This window comes from Flavobacterium sp. TR2 (genome assembly GCF_025252405.1).
GTDB lineage: Bacteria > Bacteroidota > Bacteroidia > Flavobacteriales > Flavobacteriaceae > Flavobacterium.
On sequence record NZ_CP104307.1, the window covers coordinates 507,672 to 525,661 of the forward strand.

A 17,990-nucleotide genomic window follows, 5' to 3' on the forward strand; every position below is an offset into this window, starting at 1 on the left:
CTTTATTGAATCAATTTTGCTCATAAAATCGACATTATGGCAATAAAAAAGGCACTTGAAAAGGAGTACGCAAAGTCCTTATATCTAGCGGGCGGACTAACCCAGAAGGAGATCGCAGAAAGGGTTTCCGTCACTGAAAAAACACTGGCAAAGTGGATTAAGGAAGGAAAATGGGACAGCTTGAAAAAATCGCTTCTGACCACCAAACAGAATCAGCTGTCATTCTTATATGACCAGCTCGATTTTTTGAACACTGATATTTCAAAAAGAGATTTTAAAGTCGCTGTCGGCAAAGAGGCAGACACCATTATTAAGATTACCGCTTCCATTAACCGACTTGAAACTGAAACATCAATCGGCGATACTGTGGAAGTGGCCAGACACTTTATTGAGTTTGTGCGCCAGCAGGATTTGGAGCTTGCAAAAACCATTACAAACCTTTTTGATGTATTCATAACCGCAAAAATGAAATAATGGCGAGCGCAGAGGATAAAAAGTATTACGAACTATGGCAGCAGTTTCGGGACAACACCCGAAAGGCGACACCTATTGACCTAAATGAAAGTTTAGCCGATAAGCAGAACCGTATTGCCAGATTGGAGAAACATCCGGAACAATGGTTTAAATACTATTTCCCTAATTTCTACACCTCAGAACCTGCACCGTTTCATATACGCTCAACACAGAGAGTTTTAAATCTTGCCGAACTTTATTTGGTGCGCTCTTGGTCACGTGAGCTTTCGAAAACGGGGCGTACCATGATGGAAATTCTTTATCTAGTAATTGCTAAGAAAACGAAAAAGAACGTTTTAATGGTTTCCAGTACCTACGATAATGCTGAGCGCTTGCTGCTGCCTTATAAATCAATCCTAGAGGCTAACAACAGGATTATAAACGACTACGGCGAGCAGGAAAGTTTAGGCTCATGGGAAGCAGGCGAATTTGTAACCAAGCAAGGCGTTTCTTTCCGTGCTCTTGGTGCAGGACAGTCACCGCGTGGTACCAGAAAAGATGAAGTGCGTCCGGATGTTATTCTGATTGACGATATTGATACAGACGAAGAGTGCCGAAATCCGGCCAGAATCAAAGCGAAAGTAAAATGGCTGGAAGAAGCGTTATACGGTACCCGCTCAATTTCGAACGGCCTTTTATGGATTGCCAACGGAAACATAATTGCAAAATACTGTTGCATTACTGAAATGGCTAAGGTTGCCGATTTTCATGAGATCGTAAACATTCGTGATGAAAAAGGCGTTTCTACATGGCCACAGAAAAATACAGAGGCGTTAATTAACCGTGCACTTTCAAAAATATCTTGGGCTGCTCAGCAAAAAGAATATTTCAACAATCCAGTAAGCGAGGGTGATGTATTTAAAGAGGTTCATTACGGTAAATGTCCGCCTGCAAGTTCCTGCGAATCTGTTATAGTTTATGCAGACCCTTCAACATCTAATAAAGATAAAGGAGCAAGCAAGCAGGCTTCTTACAAAGGTGTTGGCATTATTGGAAAAAAAGGCGCTAAACGATATATATACAAAGTCTGGCTTAAACAGACCAACAATGCAACTTTTGTAGGCTGGCTCTTTGAAGCCTATCAATGGCTTATAGAGCATAAAGTTGATATTAAGCGCATTTACATTGAAAACAACTCGCTTCAAGACCCGCACTACGAACAGGTTATCACTCCTGAAATCAGAAAGCGTAATAAAGAACTTGGCGTGTATCTGCCAATTTCAGAAGATACGCGTAAAAAACCTGAAAAGTTTTTCAGGATTGAAGGAACGCTGGAACCGATACACTCAAAAGGAAATTTGATTTTTAATATCGATGAAAAGGAGAACCCGGATATGGTTGTTATGGATGGTCAGATGTTAGGAGTTTCAGAGAATGCAAAGACAATGGACGGACCCGACTTCGTTGAGGGCGGATGCTGGCTTTTAGACAATAAATCAGTCCCAATGGAAGGCGGTTATGCTTACGGCGGAGGCAGTAACAGAAAATTTTAAACTATGTTTTTAGGAAAAGAAGATTTAGGCAGCGCAATTTATGGCTACCAGGTTGACCAGATCACCGAAGGAAATGACGATTTAGTTATGCAGGCCATTGGCGCTGCGGTTCAAGAAGTGGGCGGTTATCTGTCCGGCGCATCGTCTTACGACGTTCCCGCAATATTTGCGCCAACGGGCACCGCAAGAAACCCTTTGCTGGTAACGCATACCGTGACCGTTGCAAAATGGTACCTGGTTGAACTATGCAATGCAGACATTATCTACGAGCAGGCAAAAGAAAGGTACGACCGCGCCGTCGCTTGGCTGGTAAAATTATCAAAAGGCACTGTAAAATTAGACAATCTGCCAACTATTCCAATCGAAGACCAGGAAGACGAATTGGACGGTTTTGGCAATGGTTCACGAGTAAAATTTAATCACGAGTAATATGGTACGCAAAAAAGAATGGTCGGAATTTAGACGCACAGGACTAGTCCTTATTATAAACCAGATACTGCATGTCTTTGGCTGGGCTTTAGTTTTTGATATTGAAAACGACGAGATAAAAAACGTTTATCCCGCACGCGTGAAATTTAGAGGTTTTGACGCCAAAAGCGCTTCGGATGCTTATTTAAAGGTCACAAACTACCTAAAAAAAAATATTGACGAATTAGACAAGGAGATTAAAGAAAATGAGCAGTAGAAAAGTTAGATCATTAGCAAAAAAAAATATAGAATTGGCAGCAAAAAAAACAGCTGCCGCACCAAGCTCTGCGGGTTTGGTAAATCAGATCGCTCCCGTTTCAATGTCGCGCGTACGTCAGGATGTTTTGACATGGAACACGGCGCTTACAATGGCGCGTAAAGCGGAAAAGCCAAAACGCCATCTGCTCATGAACCTGTACGATGAAATTTTTATCGACGGGCTTTTGCGCTCACAGGTCAGCAACCGTTTCTTAAAATCTCTGGCGATGAATTTTACCATCACAGACAAAGCGGGGAAAGTGAACGAAGAGCTTACCAATTTTCTCCAGGATAAAATATGGGTGAACGAAATCAATAAGGCGATTTTAGGAACAGTTACGCATGCACATTCTGTTGTCGAGCTCTCATGGATTGAAAGCACGAACGGTCAGGCGGCGGCAGAACCGCAATTGAAAGCCGAACTTATTAAGCGCCAAAACATCGAGCCTAAAGAAGGAATTTTTTACCCGGACTACAGAGAGGACAAAGGCATCAAGTACCGCGAAATGAAAGAATACGGCACTTGGATTATAGAGTTTGGAGACCGAGAAGACTTGGGATTAATGAACTGCGCTGTACCTCACGTTCTATTTAAACGTTTTGCGCAATCCTGCTGGTCTGAACTTTGCGAGATTGCCGGTATTCCTCCACGTGTTATGAAAACGGACACGCAAAATATTGCGATGCTGCGAAGAGCCGAAAGAATGATGAAAGAAATGGGGGCTGCCGCTTGGTTCATTATCGATGAAAACGAAAAATTTGAATGGGCGGAAGCAACAAAAACGGACGGTGCAGTCTATCAGAATTTAATGACTTTCTGCAACAACGAATTATCCATGCTTTTCAATGGCGCTGTAATGGGACAGGACACGAAAAACGGCAGCCGTTCAAAAGAAGCTGCAATGCAGGAAACTTTGCAGACTTTAGTCGATAGCGATCTTTCATTAATTGAGCAGTACTGGAACTCTGTTGTAATTCCTGCGCTTATTAACATTGGCGTCATATCTAGAGAATGCGTTTTCACTTATCCTGAGAGCAAAGATATTTCTCAATTATGGTCAATGGTAAAAGAAGCCATGCAGCATTACGAAATGGATGTTGAATGGATGAACTCAACATTTAGCTTGAAAATATTAAAGCCTAAACAGGCTGCGCCAGCTCCAGGCACAAACCTAACAATTGGAGAAAGTTTTTTCGTCTAAGCCCCAAAGCCTATAATCAGTATTTTGGGGCATTGCATAACCGTTTGAATTTTCTGTACGACTGCAACTGCGAAGACTGCAAGGCAGAGAAAAGTACAATAACGCTGGCACAGAAAGACCGTTTTAAAGGGGTTTTAAAAGCTGTTGAAAAAGCATTTAAAAAATTGCATCAAAATGGAAAATACAGCCCTGAGGATTTAGCCAAGACGAAAGAATATAAAAATCTGATCTCGGAGACTAGTGCCATCTTTGATTCTGCAATTGTCGATAACGATATGCCCGAAGCAATGACGGAGAGCCTTAAAAAAGATGTCTTTATATTCTCGGGGCTTAAAACCAATGCACAGCTATTGGAAGCTTCGAAGCTCCTGCTGAACGAAGACAATCAATTGAAATCGTTTAGCCAGTTTTCAAAGGACATTAAAAAAATTAAGGAAGACTACAACCAGAACTATCTGGAAGCTGAATACCAGTTTGCAGTTTCCTCGGCGCAGTCTGCAGCAAATTGGGCTAACGTATCAAAAGATTATGATCTGCAATACCGAACAGCCAATGATGACAAAGTAAGGGCAAGCCACGCAGTTCTGCATAACATTACTCTTCCTGCAGACGATGATTTTTGGATTTCTTTTTATCCGCCTAACGGCTGGCGATGTCGATGCACTGCGCCTCAGGTTCGAAAAGGAAAATACGAAGTGAGCGACAGCAAAAAAGCTATTGCCAGCGGTGAGAAAGCCACGACCCAAATCGATAAGGACGGGAAGAATAAGCTTGCAATATTCAGATTTAATCCTGGAATGTCAAAAAAGATCTTCCCGCCTGAGCATCCATATTCAAAGGTTGCGGGAGCTAAGACCGCCGTAAAAGATTTAAAAGAACTTAAATGATGGACTTTAAAGCACTAGAAAACAAGATCATTAACGATGTCGCTGTCGAAGCTGCTGACGAATTTGACAGGAATTTTGAACGTAAAGCCTTTTTTAACCAGCATTGGCCTGCTGCAAAAATGCACAACAGCAGAGGCTCCCTATTAAACAGGACAGGCAGTCTGAGACGTTCTATAAGATATACCATTTCAAGCGGAAACATAAGATTTACAAGCTCTCTGCCCTATGCGTCCATTCACAACCAGGGCGGTGAAATAATTGTAACTGCCAAAATGAAAAAATACTTCTGGGCGATGCATTATAAAACGTCGGGAACTGAGGCAGAAAAATGGAAGAGTTTGGCTCTAATGCCGTTAGGGCATCGAATAAAAATTCAAAAACGGCAGTTTATCGGCAATCATCCGGACATTACAAAAGCCGTAAAAAAGATTGTAGATGAAAACGTAAAAAGATTTAGCGAAGACCTTTTAAGACAATTTAGACGATGAAAAAATATTTAGAAAGCATACAGGCAAAAATAAGCGAAGTAAGCCAGATAGCCTATGTTGATGAAGACTGGGGACAGCTTGACGAATACAGCAAAAACATGCCTGTCAAATGGCCGTGCTGTCTGCTGGATGTGTCAGCGGTGAGTTATGCCGATACTGGTCTTGATCGAACTTTGGTTCCGCAGAACAGACAGGAAGGCACGGCCAACGTGATTTTGACTTTTGCCAATTTAAAATTGACTAATACAAGCTTTAACGCTCCCAAGCTTCAAAAAGACAATGCTTGGCAGCTTCATGATTTAATCGAGATCGTCCACGGAAAACTGCACGCCTGGTCACCGGTTGCAGGGTCGGGAAAGCTAATCCGAAAATCGTTTAGAAGGATAAAAAGGGATGATGGAATCCAGCAGTATGAAGTTATATACGCCATCAAATTCCAAAACGTTTAGAAAGAAATTTGCAGCTGCTGGCTTTTCAATTTTTCCAGCTCTGACAATTCCTTATTAACGGGTGTACACAAAATTTTATGAAATGTGGTTCGTGAAATCGGATAAACAGGACAGATGTATTTTCTTAAAATAACCGTGTCTGGAATATCCTCTGTCTTATGCGTTTTGTATAGCTGCATAATTAGCTGATAGCGTTTAAGAGTATTATGTCTTATGCCGATAGATTGGTTAGTTTTGCTCATAGAACAAAATTATATATATTTTTATCATTGTACAACCCAACTTTTTACGCATAAAAAAAGCCTCCATTTCGGAGGCTTTTTTGTGATCTGATATTAAAAGCGTTTTCCTAAAACTCTTCGGAAAAGGCTTTTTATTTTGCGGTTCTGTTCAAATCTGACTATCAACGGTTTTGAAACCGTCAAAAAATTCAGATAAGCAAAAGACATTTGTCCAATTGCCTGTCCTAGCTTTTGAAAAGCTTGTGCCGCTTCTTGTGCGGTTGGTCTTGGGTCCTCCATAAGCTATTCGTGATCTACTTCTCCAATCCATCTGAAATTACCTTGGTTTGTACGGGTAAGATAAAATTGAAACACTTTTTCATCGACGACCAAAGTAACCTTATCCGTTTCAGATGTTCCATAAACTATAATACGTGTAGGCACTTCTGTTGTATAATTTGTTCCTACTGATATGACTTTCATGTAGGTTTCTGTGCTTTTAGTAGCGTCCGAATCGTCATTGCTGCAAGAAATTGTAAAAACTAAAAGCAATAGAAGTAAAAGCGTTTTTTTCATGGTTTTTATATTTTGATTAAGGGTTGGTTTGTATGTAAAGGTAAGCAAGAAACATCAGAACAAATATAATAAAACCTGCAATATACAGACGGCGTGTTTTTGTTTTCAGATCGTCTCGCAGCTTTATCATTGTCAGTTCCTGTTCCAGATAATGCTTATCTCTTATCTGATAATCTCTGTCGCATGGGTCTTTATAAGCTTTCATAATGTAAAGTTAAAACTTTATTGATTGTTGATTTTACGGGAATCCGTAATTATATAAAATATTAATTTGTTGGGATGATTTTCACACTCTTGTAAAGGATTTTAAGGGTGTCTTTTGAAAGTCCATTTCGGCATTTCTCAGCAAACATAATAGAATCGTTTCTATAAGTGATGTTCTCAGTATAATAGTTTCTTTCTTTTGTCACAATCTTGAACTTTGTTGCGATGTGTACTTTACACGACATACAAAATAAAGCGATAATTAATATAATAATTGTTCTCATAGTTTAGTATTTTAAATTTGTCCAGTGTATAATTTTGCCTTTAAATAATTTGTCTGGGTGATTTTGGATTATTGGATAGAAGTATTCAAAAAAATCATTCCACGTATCAAAACCATCGTTTAACGCTAGCTGTAACCTTTCATAACCAAACAATTCTCTTCCATCAACTGAGATTTGAATTATATCACTATGGTAATAGGTCATAAATATTTTCTGGGTACTTACAACTGGTATAGCTGGCGCAAACCTGAACATTTTTTTTGTCCTCGAATTGATAAAAAAGTCAATTAAGACACCCTGTTTCCAACGCTTGTTTGTGTCCTCTCGAATTGTTGTTATTTTAACTGCTTTCGATTCTGGAATATCCCATTGATCTATCACGCCAACTAAAGCTGCATCATCTCTAAACTTGTGATAAGCGATTAAATTAAATTTTTCTTGTAGCAACCCATTCCAAATCTTTTCAATAAAATATGTGGGCTTTTTATCTATCTGCGTGCTGAAAGGTAAAATCATGTCCAGTCGTATTTAGTATTAAATACTGAAATCGAAATCACATCATCAACATCAAACCTTACTACATTTTCAATTCTATCAAATATTTTTAGTTCAGGTATAGAAGCTTTACCCTTATAATCGGACAACGCTTTTTCGTACAGCTTTACGATCTCTTTTTTAGCTGTTCTAAAGTCTGGATATAACGTAAAGTCTACAATTTCCATTTCTTTAAAAATTAATTCCTGCAGTTTATTCTTCGTTGAATAGCGCTGCGTTATTTTTGCAAATTGTTTAGGCATTTTTTTAGTTTTTATGTGGTTAAAAATTAAAAGGGTTATACTCTTTACCGTCATCGGTAACAACAGCCAGCAGTCTATCTTGGTCGCCTTGTATGTTTAAATGCCAGACATCTACTTTTTTATAGTCTTCTGAAAGTGTGGCTCTGTAAAACATATCGGCTGTACCGACAGATGCTCTTGGTATTTCTCCAATTCTGGATTTAAACATATCAGGAAACGAGTGCAGAGAAATATTACTGTTCTCAAAATCCCTTAATTTCTGTAGTACTTGAAGTTCGTATGATTTGCTTCTTCGTGATTTTATTTCAATTTTAAGTGACATACCTCTTTAATTTTCTATTGGTTCAACTTTGTTCGTTATTATTAAGTCAAAAAGCTCTTCTTTGCTTTGTCCTGGCTTGAGCAGATATTTTTTTTCTTTAAAGGTTACAATCACTTTGAGCTGTCTGCCATTCTTTTTAGGGTTTGGATTTCCGTATCGGCCTTGCAGCCTATTGCGCTCTATGATACTATACCAATCCCGCTTATTTCTCTTTAAATGGAGCTGTTCTAGCTTTTTATCAATATGGCTGGTAGTCCATCCCTTTGATTTTGGAAACATTGAATTAAAATATTCCACGATTTCAACATTGCCCATGATCTTGTAATTAGAAATAAGATAGTCAACCGCTTCTACAGGCCAGTATTCCAATTTTATGCGCTGCAGACCAAGTTCGTAGGCTTTCATTCGAACTTTTGTCTTTTTTAGCCCTAGCGCGTCAGCGATCTGCTGATTTGTCATTGACTGAAAATTATCTCTTATAAACTTTATGTCTTTTTTCGAAAACATAATCTTTCTGTATTTGCCAACTGTTGCCATATAATCTAATATTCATCGTTGTACCTTTTTTGATTAAGCCAAGTGACTAAATGCGCTTTTGCCTGAGTAGTTTTTGCTAGAAAAGCATCATACTTTGGAAGTTGGTTGAAACATTTTATCGTATCGACCAGATCAAGCTTTTTCCAAGCTTTTTCAGCAGCTTCTTTTTTTACTTTCAGGTTGTATTTATTCCAGAAAGCTTCAAAGGAATAATCTTCTAAAACCAGTTCAATTGTAACTAAGTGCTTAAACTTTGTCCAATTTTCAATTTCGTGTCTGGTGCCAGGAAACTGACCGTTTTTGAATAGTTTTAATACGCGCGACCCTTTCAGATTATAAAAGCTGTGTATGACACCGTCGCTTTCTTTGTATTGGAACAGCCATTCGTCAGCTGTCTCCTTAAAAGTTACTTTATATGTGATTACTTCATTCATCTTTTTAAAAGGTATTTTATTGGTTTAGTGTGAACGAATGTTTGTGAAATCTGCCTAGCTTCTTGATGCAGCCGTTTTTCCGCATCAAAAATGCTTTCAGCTTTTAGAGTTGGTCTTCTTGGATATTTTTTTTTGTCTCATTAAGCTAATTTTTGGTTCAAATCGTCAATTGTCTTTTGAATCTGCTGTCTGATATAGGGCTCTTGAACATCTTTAACCTGCTGAATCAATAATAATTCTAACATATCGGCTTCGTGAAATTTCAATGACACTTTTATTTTCTTTTTAGCGTCGAACTGAGTTCTTTTTCCTTTCGCCAAAACAGCTTTTGCGTCAAGTTTGGCAGCAACATCCAACGCGATCGATAAAACCGCTTTATTTCTGCGAGTAAAAGCTTTCGTGTTGTAAACTGCCTCGAGGGTTGCCGCGATTATTATTGCAGCTTCAGGTGCTAGTGCTAAGTTTATTTTCATGTTTCTACAGATTTATAGGTTTCAAGTGGACAGTTTTCAGGAATGTTTAATTTGTAAGTTCCAGAGGATTCCTGATAAAAAATCAGAAAAGGTTTATGCTCATTTTCATTCGATTCATCTTCAAAAACACACACATAAGCTTTTATGTAGTTTGATTTATCTTCTAAAACCTTACAGTGCTCACATTCTGTACATTCGGTTATTACTTTTGCTATTTTTACTAACATTCTGTTTTTGGTTTTTCTAATTCTTTATTGCAATCGGCACAGACAATTACCGTTTTCTCGCATCCGCATAAAGTTTCTAATACTTTTGTTTTTCGATTTTTGTGCGGACAGTTCTCTAACATTCTATAGGTAATCATTGTAGTGGTATAATTTGCAGTTTGTGCAGTAGAGCCGACCATCTTTTTCTTTGACAGGCATTTCGATTTCACACTCAAAACAGTATAAATCCTCTAAAGTTTTAACTGCTTCCGTTTTATCGCTATCGTCTGATTGCTTTGCCAAAAACCATCCTATCTTAAATCCGAAATACATCACTGCAATAAGGACTACTGTTATAATTGCATATTCCATTATTTATATTTTTTAGTTACCATTGATTCAAAGCAGCTAATGATCTTTGAAAGCTCTTTTTCGTCCATATCCTTTAAAGGCTTTTTAACTGGCGATTTATCGCTCTTTAAAAACTCGCTCAATCTATGGATGTCGGCAACTTCGCCGTAGCGGTCATTTTTGACAGTCCATTGCAATGTTCTGAGCTGTGACAGTATTGCCATGTGCTTACTGTTTTTCTTATCAAACAGCCCCCAATTTTCATTGCTTCCTTGCAGTATATTTTGAAGCTGCTGTTTTGGCCTGTTGTAGTTGTCTACAGCGGAACCCGTTCCGCTGTAGACCTGTGGCTTAGTTGGTATCATTTTCAGTCTTTTTTAAATCACGATCAATCTTCTGAATCCAAGCAACACAAACCGCTGCCAATTGCACTATTTCATGTCTTCTTTTATAGATGTTAAATTCTGAAACAACTTCTGCAAATTCTTCTAATGCAATATGAGCAAAGGTTCCTGCTCCTTGTTCAAATGCAATTTCCAACATTCCTTTTGCTCGATTTTCTGTTGGAATTTCGTATTCTAAACACATTCTCTCAGGTGTACATCCGTCAGCCCTATTAAGCAATGTTTGGTCTAAACATGGGTGATTTTGTTCGCCCCACTTTTTGTCCTGCTTAATTCTTTCAAATTTGATTTCTCTTAAAACCTCTTCCATAATTTTAATGTGTTTTAAATGTTGATTTAGGATGTCTTTTAAATCTGTGATTATTGAAAACTAATTTTCTATAGCAATTAAAAGCGATGAGCTCTTTCACAGACATTCTTGTCATACACCTATAATTGCCAGAGCTATCTTTAATCAATTCGTGCCCATTTACACTATAGTGTTCGTGGTCTGTTATTGGGATTATTTCTACGGTCATGCTGCCAATGTTTAAATATTATTCTGATTCTGAATTTTAGCCACTCGTTAAAAGTGGCTATAGCCTTTAAATTGGTTATAATTAGCAGTATCGCTAATACTATGACTGTACTAAGATTTGACTGGTTCACTGTTGAAATCGAATTTGTAACCTTGTGAAAAATCAACTGCACTGGCTGAAAGGGGAATCGGCGTTCTTGTGCCGTCTTCATCGATCAGATTAGCTTCTATATACCAGACCGAACGAATTGGCTTGTAGGCCTCTGAAATGATGCTCACGCCGTCGGTAAAATCTTCATCGTCTATCTTCTTTGTAAGCTTCTGCAGTTCCAAAACTCTGCTGCCTTTAAGATTTCCTTTTGCATCCTTTTTCAAGAGGTTGAAAATGATGTCTACAAGGGCAGATGTCGATTCGTCTTTTGCCAGCGAACTGATGTACTTTTCAACTTTCGCGATTCCTGCGCTAACGGTGTCGTCCCAGCCGTCTGTAACTCTGTAGCCGATCGTGATTTCACCGCCTTTGGTTGAAAAGGTATGCGACTGCTGTTTTTCTTTGATTCCGTAAACATCTGCTTTCAGCTTTAAAATGTTTTCAAAAAACTGGAATGCCTGAGTTTTGGCGTTAGAAATCATTTCCGAAGCTGCACAGAGCGTAAAAATTGCTTTCGGCACTGCCTGTTCTACGAGGTCCTTGTATGCCTCACGATCTTTCTCTTTTTTTGCTTCGATTTCTGCTAATGCTGCTTTCAGCTCCTTTGCTGAATACTTTGTTATGTCTTTAGGTAGTGTTTCTGTGTTCATAATATTTCTGGATTATTTACTTCGATTGTTTCTGTTGTGATTATTGAATATTGAATGTTGTATCTGAATTTATCCCTTAGCTCCGCTAAAAATTTGCAGTCTGCATTGTAGTTATGCGGAACTATAACCGTCCTTTTTTTACCGTAATACTCAAATCGTCCTTTAATTTTTTGATGCAGCTTGTATCTCCTGTTCTGCTCTGGTGTTCTATGTTTCGCCATCTTGTAAAAATTGATTTTGATTGAAAGCCCGCCATGAAACGGCCTTTATTTTCTCGAGAACGACATTTACTTTGGCTTCTATCGCAGGCGGTATTTTAAAATCCCTGACATCATTTGGAAAATTGTGGTTAAGCTGTGAAAGCAAAGAGCCTCGTTCCTGATTAATGCATATTCTTTCGCCTGTTTTGAAAACATATATTTTGCCTTCATTCTGCTGATCTGAGCAGTAGGCCAGCACATTGTGCAGGTCTTCTAATCGTTGGTTTGTTTCTTCTATCGTCATACTTCATTTGAGGTTAGTTCACTGAAAAAACTCTGATGCCTTTTGGTCTTGATTCAGTCTTTTTGATTTTATTGAGCAATGCCGCTGGCCTTATGCTAAAAAGGGTTATAAGACAATTATGATAGCATCTTTCATAATCCCGTGCAGTTACATTTGAATTTGTGTATCGATCAGTCATTTCGTGAAATTTCTCTTCACATTTTGTCAGCTCCATTCTAAACCATGCATTTATTGGAGTGCTTGCCAATACCTGCTGAAATTCTTTTAGATCGTTGGTGATGTGTCCGCACCAATTGCTGTAAAAAGTCCAAATGATAGCTTCGTGTTGGTCTTCTGTAATCTCTAACTTTTGAATTACTGTTTTCATAGCTTAATGTTTTTGTGTTCCATGTAAATCTTCATAACCCTTTTGCCAAACCACAAACTGTTTTGCGTTAGGTCCGTATTTTCTTCCCTTGTTTGTAGCCAAATAACCGCTTACTACAACCTTTTGAGTAGCATCAAATTTTATCCTGTCTTCAAAATCAGTTTTTGGATTTTGCCCTTTAGCGTGGCCTATAAAAACCAATGTTTTTTCTTTAAATCTTTTTCTAAAATTCAAGTAGTCTTCAAATGTATATCCCAAAAAAAAGTATGAGACTGAATCTATTACTACTACTTGAGCGCTATTTCTTTGTTCAAGTCGATTAATAAGCTGTTCAACATTATCATCGATCACATTAAAATTATTTGCTACATCCTGCATTTGAAAAAGCTTCAATCTGTCTTGTAAGTTTTCATCATCCAAATCTTCTTCTTTTGAAATAAGAATCGTTTTTTCAGTTTTAGCAAACTCTTTAATCAACTGCATTATAAAAGAACTTTTACCGCTGGAACTGTCGCCCCATATAAACCAACGGGATTTTTTTTGCGGGTTTCCAAAAACATCATTGAAGCGCCCTGTAAATTTGATAAGTGGTATAACTGTAGAAAGTATATTTGCTACTGTCAGAGCTCTTTTAAATTTCTCCATATTATGCAGTCAGTAACCTTGGCATTCCTAATATGGTTCTTACAAAGTCTTCTGTGAGTGGTTGACCAGTTCTGTCGGCTTCTTTCATTGCAGGAACCAGAACATCATGCAATTCTCCGTAGTTATCGCAATTTTGTTTTAAAAATCTGATAAGTGACTTATCTTCAATTTGTTCTAAAAACATTGAAAAACTTCTGTCGATGCTAGGCAATTCTCTAATACCAAATTTGATTCTTCTATAAAATTGTGGTATTCCTGAACGGTTCTTTTTTCTTAGTTTGTCAAGATTGTCTGTTAACTGGCTTGTTCCAATAAGTGTGATGCCACAAATTCTAATTAAAGCATCGTATAATTCTTTCATAGAACAAAGCGCGGGCTGTTTCATATACTCACACTCATCAAAAATTAGGTGTGGTTTTAATCCTTCAAGTCTTAATTGTTTTAGCTTTTTAGCTATTTCGCCAATTTTCTTGCTTTTGGTTTTCGGCGTTGCGATTTTTAACGTATCTATAATCTTATCAAGTAAATCGCCAATTGTATCAAGAGAACCAACAACTATTTTAAAAGTATCAACAGGATTGGCTTTTAGAAACATATCAGAAATATAAGTTTTACCAGAACCCGTTTCGCCAATTATAATATTTGTTAATCCGTTTTCTTTTGCGTCCTCTAGAGTTGAAAGCATCCTGTAAAGCTGAGGCGTTTCTTTCATGCTCCAATACTCCTTTTTTAAAGAGTGCCCAATGAACTCAGCAATCAGTAAATACCATTTATCCTTAATTTCTGATTTACCCACAGTAGTTTCGCCTTTTCTAATACTTGAGATATAACTCTCGTTAACACCTGAACGCTTTACGATTTCATTTGCAGAAATACTATGTAAATTGATGTATTGGTTCAAAGCCTCAGTAATCTGCTGTTTTTGTGTTATTGTTATCATAGGTTAGTGTATTTGTTTAGGTTAACTTTTTCTTTTAAATAATTTGTTTGAGCTTCCTGCCAGCTAGATTCTTCTAATACTTTTTCGCGCTTTTCTTGCTTAACTGCAATACGCTCAGTTGCTTTTCTAAGTCTCTCAGTTGCTTTCTGATCTTTATGCTGTCCAAGACTATCAGGAATAATTAGCTTTTTAAGGGTGTCTAATTGTGGATTACTATCAAATAAATCCTCCAATACTTCCCGTTGTTGAGCACCTCGCAAAATGATCTCATTATTCATACGACGATTGTAATCGTACACCAATTGCCTTTGCTGAGTGTCACCTTTCTGTTGATCGTATAAAGCCATTGGCTGGATGTATTTTTCTTGTAGAATAAACTCCATCGTACCGATCTCTTCAATTAAGCGGCCGTCTCGACCTTTTGCATTACTTACCAAAATTTGACTTAGATCATCTGTATCATAAAAAACCATCCAATCTTCATGCATATACTTTCTAAAATTCATATCGAAAGTATCGTAAGCTCTTTCTTGTCCTTCTATTGTAGGTGTTAAGCCGTTTCCTTTCATTTTATTGGTATGTCCAGTTATTTGGCCGTAAGTGCGTAAGAATTGGTTCAATGACATTTCTGTTTTTTCTTCAAAAGACAAGAAACTATCAACAAATCCGTGAACTTTTTCAGCCCTTTCATTTTCAATTGCTTCTACAATCTGCTTGATGCATCCATGCTTATCAGGAAAAAGGTGGCGATGTTTGGCTAGATAATCGTCATTTACTTGGTTTTCGATATTCGCAGTAACGTTATGACCAGACCAGTTTAACACCATTTGCTCTTGAAAATGCTTTTCATTGAACTTGTCAAAAAACGGCTCTATAACTTTAGATTTTTTGTTTTTCACTTTTGCTGGTGTAAAGTGCAATGCCGTAGCTTCGTATGTTGGTGTAAGATTTTTAATTTGATAGCGATCTGTTTGCAACTCATACGGTTTGTATTTTGAGCCAAATAGTTCCTCAGTATGTTTAAGAGCGTTCTTTAATGCCTGTCTTATTAGGGTAGGGCTTTCTTTTTCACCAATCGCGTAACCTACTATGTAATAATTGAATGGATCAACTATCATTACTGCTGTAAGCCTATTGTGATACGTTGTGACTGAATTACCGTTCCTATCTATTGTTGTTTTTTGATAAAGAAGCTCAGCATCCCATCCGTCCATTGTCCAATAAAGCATTGCTGCACTTGGCTTGCTACGTTTAATTTGCATATGTTTTTCATGCATGAGGTCCGTTTCTCCATGTTGTCCAGCAAATACAAACAAATCGAGCTCTTTTCGCTTATTGGCAATCACTCCTGCATCTATAAGTTTCCAGCCAAAAACTCCAGCAACATTATTGTAATGTCTTACAATTTGCTCATTGTTAAGATTCTGATGTTTTCCTAAAAGAACTTCAATAAGTGCTGATTGTTGATCGTCCTTTACTTTTGCTGCATTCCTAGTGCCAAACTTTTTGCTGATTATTGACGAATAACCCTCTTTTATATAGCGGTTTACTTTATGTCTCAAACTGTCTTTTGTAGTAGGCAAATCGTGGTTGACCAGCTGAAAAGCATTTATATCATTACTCAAACTTTGCCATATATCAAATTGTCCTGTAAGCCCTAATGATTTAGCGTATAATTTTCGCTTCTGCCGTACTTCCAGTATCGTGTTTAACACCGAAGCATTGTAAGTATAGAGTTCAATTGTATCTGGCGATAGTTTTTTATTGTTGTCCTCACCATATCTGTGCGCGGCAAAGAAATCAAAAGCTTTACGATCGCTTACGTAGTGTTTTTCAAAGAACGATGCCCTTGTTTTTTCGGCGGGCTTTCCGAATTTGAATACTAATGCATCACGCCACTCTTGAACTAAAGAGTCAAACTCAACCAGTGCATCGAATCCTAATGATGCGCGTCTTAACTCGCGTTCAGGTTGAGTCTTGCTTTTCATTCTGCCATAAAGCGCCCTGTAAGAAATTAGTTTTAAACTTTGCTCGTCTGAGCTTACAAGCTTATCACTCTTAATTAGGAACTTTATTTTTGCACCAAGTTTGTCGTTATGGTATTCAAATGGGCTTTCTTTCTTTTCCATAGTGAATAATTATTTCTGTTCGACTCGGACGTTTTCTATAACTCATCAAAATCACTTATTTTTTTCAACTCTTCCTCTAAGAGTTCTTTAGCGCGTTTTCGCATCGCCCTGGCAACATCAGAGTTGGTATAAAATTTTAAAGCAGATCGTAAGCTAGGACGGGAAGAATTAAATTCTTTTATGATTTTATTCTTCATCTCACTTGCAATTAATATCTCTTTCATATCTTTACAATTGTTAATTATTATTTGTAATACGTTTTGTTGTTTACAAATATATACACAAATTGAAAACAAAAAAACGTTTTTACGTAAAAAAGTTCACATTTTTAAAACATTATGGATAAGTCGTTGATTTTAAACAGATTAAAAAACATAAAAAATTTCGCTACAGATACAGAATTAGCGAATTTTCTTAATATTAGTCGTAGTACTTTGTCTAATTGGTATGCAAGAAACTCAATTGATTACGATCTTTTGTTTTCAAAATGTGAAAACAACGTCGATATTAATTGGCTATTAACAGGTAATGGATATAATGTCAAAAATGAAAGCAATGTTCTCGCTGAGCCAATAGAAAGCTCTCGAAAAACAAAAGACCCAATTTATGAACTGCAACGGGTTCCGGTATTTAATCTTGAAGCAACAATGGGATTAGTTCCGTTAGTGGACGGCAATGGAGTAGATGAAGAAAAGGTAATTGACTATATATCTATACCAAGCATGCCATCATGTGATGGAGCAATTTACGCATCCGGTGACAGTATGTATCCATTGTTAAAGTCTGGTGATATGATTGCTTATAAACGGATTGCTGTTGAAAGAGCACAGATATTTTTTGGAGAAATGTATATTGTGGCCGTTAAGTTAGACGATTTCAGTACAATGAAGACTGTCAAGTTTGTGCACCAAAGTGAGTTGGGAGACGAGTATATAAGACTTGTAAGCCATAATCAGCACCATACTCCGAAAGATGTAAAACTAAGTCAAATAGCCGCAATTGGATTAGTTAGAGCGTCAATACGATTGCATAACTAATTAATTAATTGACAATCAACACATTAAACACCTGCAAGGGTTTTAAAATATGAAATAACGGGGGCATTTCAGCTGTTTTAATGCTGTTTTTGGTGTTTAAAATGCAATTATCGGGGGTGTTTGAAGCTATTTTTTTGCACATTAGAGGTAAAGCAAGAAGTAAAGCAAGAAGTAAAGCAATACTAAAAAACTATTCTTTTTAAATTGTTTTTAAATGCATTTTAAAAACATTTAAAACTTATGACCTAACGCAAACAGCAGTATATAAAAAAGCCGTAAAATGCTTATTTTTACGGCTTTTAAGGCGTTTTTATATAGAAATAACGCTTCAATTGTACTTATCACTTTAAAGTGGTACTTGCGATCGTTTTTAATGGTACCAAAATGGTACTAAAAGGTATATTGCGGACATTTTATTTTTTTTCAGTTTTCAACCTTTTTTGCTGTTAAGCACTGATTTTATTGGACTTTTCGACCTTTTTT

At 37.3% G+C, this 17,990-nt stretch carries 29 protein-coding genes; 9 read left to right on the forward strand and 20 right to left on the reverse strand.

The window, feature by feature from the left end; all coding sequences use genetic code 11:
• The first annotated feature begins 36 nt into the window (after positions 1-36).
• The 8 genes from N4T20_RS02555 to N4T20_RS02590 all read left to right on the forward strand — a co-directional run bounded on the left by N4T20_RS02555 (position 37) and on the right by N4T20_RS02590 (position 5,758).
• Complete coding sequence (locus N4T20_RS02555; protein ID WP_260671562.1) at positions 37-474, forward strand: DUF1804 family protein; 438 nt, start codon at positions 37-39, stop codon at positions 472-474.
• Positions 474-2,006, forward strand: coding sequence for a hypothetical protein (locus tag N4T20_RS02560; RefSeq protein WP_260671563.1), 1,533 nt, complete (start codon positions 474-476; stop codon positions 2,004-2,006). Before N4T20_RS02555 ends, N4T20_RS02560 begins: the two co-directional genes overlap by 1 nt.
• A gap of 3 nt (positions 2,007-2,009) precedes the next feature.
• Entirely contained in the window at positions 2,010-2,435 is a 426-nt protein-coding gene (locus tag N4T20_RS02565) for a DUF1320 domain-containing protein (RefSeq protein WP_260671564.1), read from the forward strand.
• 1 nt (position 2,436) lies between these two features.
• Complete coding sequence (locus N4T20_RS02570) at positions 2,437-2,691, forward strand: hypothetical protein (protein WP_260671565.1); 255 nt, start codon at positions 2,437-2,439, stop codon at positions 2,689-2,691.
• A complete protein-coding gene (locus tag N4T20_RS02575) occupies positions 2,681-3,934 on the forward strand; it encodes a DUF935 domain-containing protein (protein ID WP_260671566.1) in 1,254 nt (417 codons plus the stop codon). The genes N4T20_RS02570 and N4T20_RS02575 overlap by 11 nt, the downstream gene beginning before the upstream one ends.
• A 44-nt stretch (positions 3,935-3,978) precedes the next feature.
• Positions 3,979-4,821 (forward strand): phage head morphogenesis protein, encoded by an 843-nt coding sequence (locus N4T20_RS02580; RefSeq protein WP_260671567.1) that lies wholly within the window; start codon positions 3,979-3,981, stop codon positions 4,819-4,821.
• On the forward strand, positions 4,818-5,309 hold the full coding sequence (locus N4T20_RS02585; protein WP_260671568.1) for a phage virion morphogenesis protein: 492 nt from the start codon (positions 4,818-4,820) through the stop codon (positions 5,307-5,309). The genes N4T20_RS02580 and N4T20_RS02585 overlap by 4 nt, the downstream gene beginning before the upstream one ends.
• A 98-nt stretch (positions 5,310-5,407) precedes the next feature.
• Positions 5,408-5,758, forward strand: a complete 351-nt coding sequence (locus N4T20_RS02590) for a hypothetical protein (protein WP_260671569.1) — start codon at positions 5,408-5,410, stop codon at positions 5,756-5,758.
• Here the strand turns inward: N4T20_RS02590 and N4T20_RS02595 are convergent.
• The 20 genes from N4T20_RS02595 to N4T20_RS02690 form a co-directional block, all read right to left on the reverse strand.
• Entirely contained in the window at positions 5,755-6,000 is a 246-nt protein-coding gene (locus tag N4T20_RS02595; RefSeq protein ID WP_260671570.1) for a hypothetical protein, read from the reverse strand. The two genes, N4T20_RS02590 and N4T20_RS02595, sit on opposite strands and share 4 nt — an antisense overlap.
• Before the next feature lie 282 nt (positions 6,001-6,282).
• Positions 6,283-6,555: a hypothetical protein gene (locus N4T20_RS02600; RefSeq protein WP_260671571.1), complete on the reverse strand. Its 273-nt coding sequence runs from the start codon at positions 6,553-6,555 to the stop codon at positions 6,283-6,285.
• Between the two features lie 266 nt (positions 6,556-6,821).
• The gene (locus N4T20_RS02605; protein ID WP_260671572.1) at positions 6,822-7,043 is read right to left on the reverse strand and encodes a hypothetical protein; all 222 of its coding nucleotides are present in this window, start codon (positions 7,041-7,043) and stop codon (positions 6,822-6,824) included.
• Positions 7,044-7,046: 3 nt separating this feature from the next.
• Positions 7,047-7,559, reverse strand: a complete 513-nt coding sequence (locus tag N4T20_RS02610; RefSeq protein WP_260671573.1) for a hypothetical protein — start codon at positions 7,557-7,559, stop codon at positions 7,047-7,049.
• The gene (locus tag N4T20_RS02615; protein ID WP_260671574.1) at positions 7,556-7,840 is read right to left on the reverse strand and encodes a hypothetical protein; all 285 of its coding nucleotides are present in this window, start codon (positions 7,838-7,840) and stop codon (positions 7,556-7,558) included. The genes N4T20_RS02610 and N4T20_RS02615 overlap by 4 nt, the downstream gene beginning before the upstream one ends.
• A gap of 19 nt (positions 7,841-7,859) precedes the next feature.
• The gene (locus N4T20_RS02620) at positions 7,860-8,162 is read right to left on the reverse strand and encodes a hypothetical protein (RefSeq protein ID WP_260671575.1); all 303 of its coding nucleotides are present in this window, start codon (positions 8,160-8,162) and stop codon (positions 7,860-7,862) included.
• Positions 8,163-8,168: 6 nt separating this feature from the next.
• Complete coding sequence (locus N4T20_RS02625; RefSeq protein WP_260671576.1) at positions 8,169-8,567, reverse strand: hypothetical protein; 399 nt, start codon at positions 8,565-8,567, stop codon at positions 8,169-8,171.
• 137 nt (positions 8,568-8,704) lie between these two features.
• Positions 8,705-9,133 carry a hypothetical protein gene (locus N4T20_RS02630; protein WP_260671577.1) on the reverse strand — a complete coding sequence of 143 codons (429 nt, stop codon included), beginning with the start codon at positions 9,131-9,133 and terminating at the stop codon, positions 8,705-8,707.
• A gap of 140 nt (positions 9,134-9,273) precedes the next feature.
• The gene (locus N4T20_RS02635; RefSeq protein ID WP_260671578.1) at positions 9,274-9,606 is read right to left on the reverse strand and encodes a hypothetical protein; all 333 of its coding nucleotides are present in this window, start codon (positions 9,604-9,606) and stop codon (positions 9,274-9,276) included.
• On the reverse strand, positions 9,603-9,833 hold the full coding sequence (locus tag N4T20_RS02640; protein WP_260671579.1) for a hypothetical protein: 231 nt from the start codon (positions 9,831-9,833) through the stop codon (positions 9,603-9,605). Before N4T20_RS02640 ends, N4T20_RS02635 begins: the two co-directional genes overlap by 4 nt.
• Positions 9,827-10,012 (reverse strand): hypothetical protein, encoded by a 186-nt coding sequence (locus N4T20_RS02645; protein ID WP_260671580.1) that lies wholly within the window; start codon positions 10,010-10,012, stop codon positions 9,827-9,829. The genes N4T20_RS02640 and N4T20_RS02645 overlap by 7 nt, the downstream gene beginning before the upstream one ends.
• Positions 10,013-10,183: 171 nt before the next feature.
• Positions 10,184-10,528 carry a hypothetical protein gene (locus N4T20_RS02650; RefSeq protein ID WP_260671581.1) on the reverse strand — a complete coding sequence of 115 codons (345 nt, stop codon included), beginning with the start codon at positions 10,526-10,528 and terminating at the stop codon, positions 10,184-10,186.
• Positions 10,515-10,877, reverse strand: a complete 363-nt coding sequence (locus N4T20_RS02655) for a hypothetical protein (protein WP_260671582.1) — start codon at positions 10,875-10,877, stop codon at positions 10,515-10,517. The genes N4T20_RS02650 and N4T20_RS02655 overlap by 14 nt, the downstream gene beginning before the upstream one ends.
• Positions 10,878-11,195: 318 nt before the next feature.
• On the reverse strand, positions 11,196-11,885 hold the full coding sequence (locus N4T20_RS02660; protein WP_260671583.1) for a DUF3164 family protein: 690 nt from the start codon (positions 11,883-11,885) through the stop codon (positions 11,196-11,198).
• Between the two features lie 207 nt (positions 11,886-12,092).
• Positions 12,093-12,389, reverse strand: coding sequence for a hypothetical protein (locus N4T20_RS02665; RefSeq protein WP_260671584.1), 297 nt, complete (start codon positions 12,387-12,389; stop codon positions 12,093-12,095).
• A gap of 13 nt (positions 12,390-12,402) precedes the next feature.
• Positions 12,403-12,756: a hypothetical protein gene (locus N4T20_RS02670; protein ID WP_260671585.1), complete on the reverse strand. Its 354-nt coding sequence runs from the start codon at positions 12,754-12,756 to the stop codon at positions 12,403-12,405.
• 3 nt (positions 12,757-12,759) lie between these two features.
• Positions 12,760-13,401, reverse strand: a complete 642-nt coding sequence (locus N4T20_RS02675; protein WP_260671586.1) for a bifunctional adenosylcobinamide kinase/adenosylcobinamide-phosphate guanylyltransferase — start codon at positions 13,399-13,401, stop codon at positions 12,760-12,762.
• 1 nt (position 13,402) lies between these two features.
• A complete protein-coding gene (locus tag N4T20_RS02680) occupies positions 13,403-14,341 on the reverse strand; it encodes an ATP-binding protein (RefSeq protein WP_260671587.1) in 939 nt (312 codons plus the stop codon).
• The gene (locus N4T20_RS02685; RefSeq protein ID WP_260671588.1) at positions 14,338-16,470 is read right to left on the reverse strand and encodes a hypothetical protein; all 2,133 of its coding nucleotides are present in this window, start codon (positions 16,468-16,470) and stop codon (positions 14,338-14,340) included. Before N4T20_RS02685 ends, N4T20_RS02680 begins: the two co-directional genes overlap by 4 nt.
• A gap of 35 nt (positions 16,471-16,505) precedes the next feature.
• Entirely contained in the window at positions 16,506-16,694 is a 189-nt protein-coding gene (locus N4T20_RS02690) for a hypothetical protein (protein WP_260671589.1), read from the reverse strand.
• A 114-nt stretch (positions 16,695-16,808) separates the two neighbouring features.
• On the opposite strand from N4T20_RS02690, the gene N4T20_RS02695 reads away from it, so the two are divergent.
• Complete coding sequence (locus tag N4T20_RS02695; protein WP_260671590.1) at positions 16,809-17,507, forward strand: helix-turn-helix domain-containing protein; 699 nt, start codon at positions 16,809-16,811, stop codon at positions 17,505-17,507.
• The last annotated feature ends 483 nt before the right edge of the window (positions 17,508-17,990 follow it).

Bases quoted from the DNA above. Each gene is read 5' to 3' on its own strand.
- N4T20_RS02680 (WP_260671587.1), bottom strand. From the start codon at position 14,341: ATGATAACAATAACACAAAAACAGCAGATTACTGAGGCTTTGAACCAA.
- N4T20_RS02630 (WP_260671577.1), bottom strand. From the start codon at position 9,133: ATGAATGAAGTAATCACATATAAAGTAACTTTTAAGGAGACAGCTGAC.
- N4T20_RS02605 (WP_260671572.1), bottom strand. From the start codon at position 7,043: ATGAGAACAATTATTATATTAATTATCGCTTTATTTTGTATGTCGTGT.
- N4T20_RS02595 (WP_260671570.1), bottom strand. From the start codon at position 6,000: ATGAGCAAAACTAACCAATCTATCGGCATAAGACATAATACTCTTAAA.
- N4T20_RS02675 (WP_260671586.1), bottom strand. From the start codon at position 13,401: ATGGAGAAATTTAAAAGAGCTCTGACAGTAGCAAATATACTTTCTACA.
- N4T20_RS02555 (WP_260671562.1), top strand. From the start codon at position 37: ATGGCAATAAAAAAGGCACTTGAAAAGGAGTACGCAAAGTCCTTATAT.
- N4T20_RS02565 (WP_260671564.1), top strand. From the start codon at position 2,010: ATGTTTTTAGGAAAAGAAGATTTAGGCAGCGCAATTTATGGCTACCAG.
- N4T20_RS02570 (WP_260671565.1), top strand. From the start codon at position 2,437: ATGGTACGCAAAAAAGAATGGTCGGAATTTAGACGCACAGGACTAGTC.
- N4T20_RS02600 (WP_260671571.1), bottom strand. From the start codon at position 6,555: ATGAAAAAAACGCTTTTACTTCTATTGCTTTTAGTTTTTACAATTTCT.
- N4T20_RS02560 (WP_260671563.1), top strand. From the start codon at position 474: ATGGCGAGCGCAGAGGATAAAAAGTATTACGAACTATGGCAGCAGTTT.
- N4T20_RS02590 (WP_260671569.1), top strand. From the start codon at position 5,408: ATGCCTGTCAAATGGCCGTGCTGTCTGCTGGATGTGTCAGCGGTGAGT.
- N4T20_RS02670 (WP_260671585.1), bottom strand. From the start codon at position 12,756: ATGAAAACAGTAATTCAAAAGTTAGAGATTACAGAAGACCAACACGAA.
- N4T20_RS02640 (WP_260671579.1), bottom strand. From the start codon at position 9,833: ATGTTAGTAAAAATAGCAAAAGTAATAACCGAATGTACAGAATGTGAG.
- N4T20_RS02625 (WP_260671576.1), bottom strand. From the start codon at position 8,567: ATGAAAGCCTACGAACTTGGTCTGCAGCGCATAAAATTGGAATACTGG.
- N4T20_RS02645 (WP_260671580.1), bottom strand. From the start codon at position 10,012: ATGGTCGGCTCTACTGCACAAACTGCAAATTATACCACTACAATGATT.
- N4T20_RS02635 (WP_260671578.1), bottom strand. From the start codon at position 9,606: ATGAAAATAAACTTAGCACTAGCACCTGAAGCTGCAATAATAATCGCG.
- N4T20_RS02695 (WP_260671590.1), top strand. From the start codon at position 16,809: ATGGATAAGTCGTTGATTTTAAACAGATTAAAAAACATAAAAAATTTC.
- N4T20_RS02585 (WP_260671568.1), top strand. From the start codon at position 4,818: ATGATGGACTTTAAAGCACTAGAAAACAAGATCATTAACGATGTCGCT.
- N4T20_RS02660 (WP_260671583.1), bottom strand. From the start codon at position 11,885: ATGAACACAGAAACACTACCTAAAGACATAACAAAGTATTCAGCAAAG.
- N4T20_RS02650 (WP_260671581.1), bottom strand. From the start codon at position 10,528: ATGATACCAACTAAGCCACAGGTCTACAGCGGAACGGGTTCCGCTGTA.
- N4T20_RS02685 (WP_260671588.1), bottom strand. From the start codon at position 16,470: ATGGAAAAGAAAGAAAGCCCATTTGAATACCATAACGACAAACTTGGT.
- N4T20_RS02690 (WP_260671589.1), bottom strand. From the start codon at position 16,694: ATGAAAGAGATATTAATTGCAAGTGAGATGAAGAATAAAATCATAAAA.
- N4T20_RS02615 (WP_260671574.1), bottom strand. From the start codon at position 7,840: ATGCCTAAACAATTTGCAAAAATAACGCAGCGCTATTCAACGAAGAAT.
- N4T20_RS02610 (WP_260671573.1), bottom strand. From the start codon at position 7,559: ATGATTTTACCTTTCAGCACGCAGATAGATAAAAAGCCCACATATTTT.
- N4T20_RS02575 (WP_260671566.1), top strand. From the start codon at position 2,681: ATGAGCAGTAGAAAAGTTAGATCATTAGCAAAAAAAAATATAGAATTG.
- N4T20_RS02655 (WP_260671582.1), bottom strand. From the start codon at position 10,877: ATGGAAGAGGTTTTAAGAGAAATCAAATTTGAAAGAATTAAGCAGGAC.
- N4T20_RS02620 (WP_260671575.1), bottom strand. From the start codon at position 8,162: ATGTCACTTAAAATTGAAATAAAATCACGAAGAAGCAAATCATACGAA.
- N4T20_RS02665 (WP_260671584.1), bottom strand. From the start codon at position 12,389: ATGACGATAGAAGAAACAAACCAACGATTAGAAGACCTGCACAATGTG.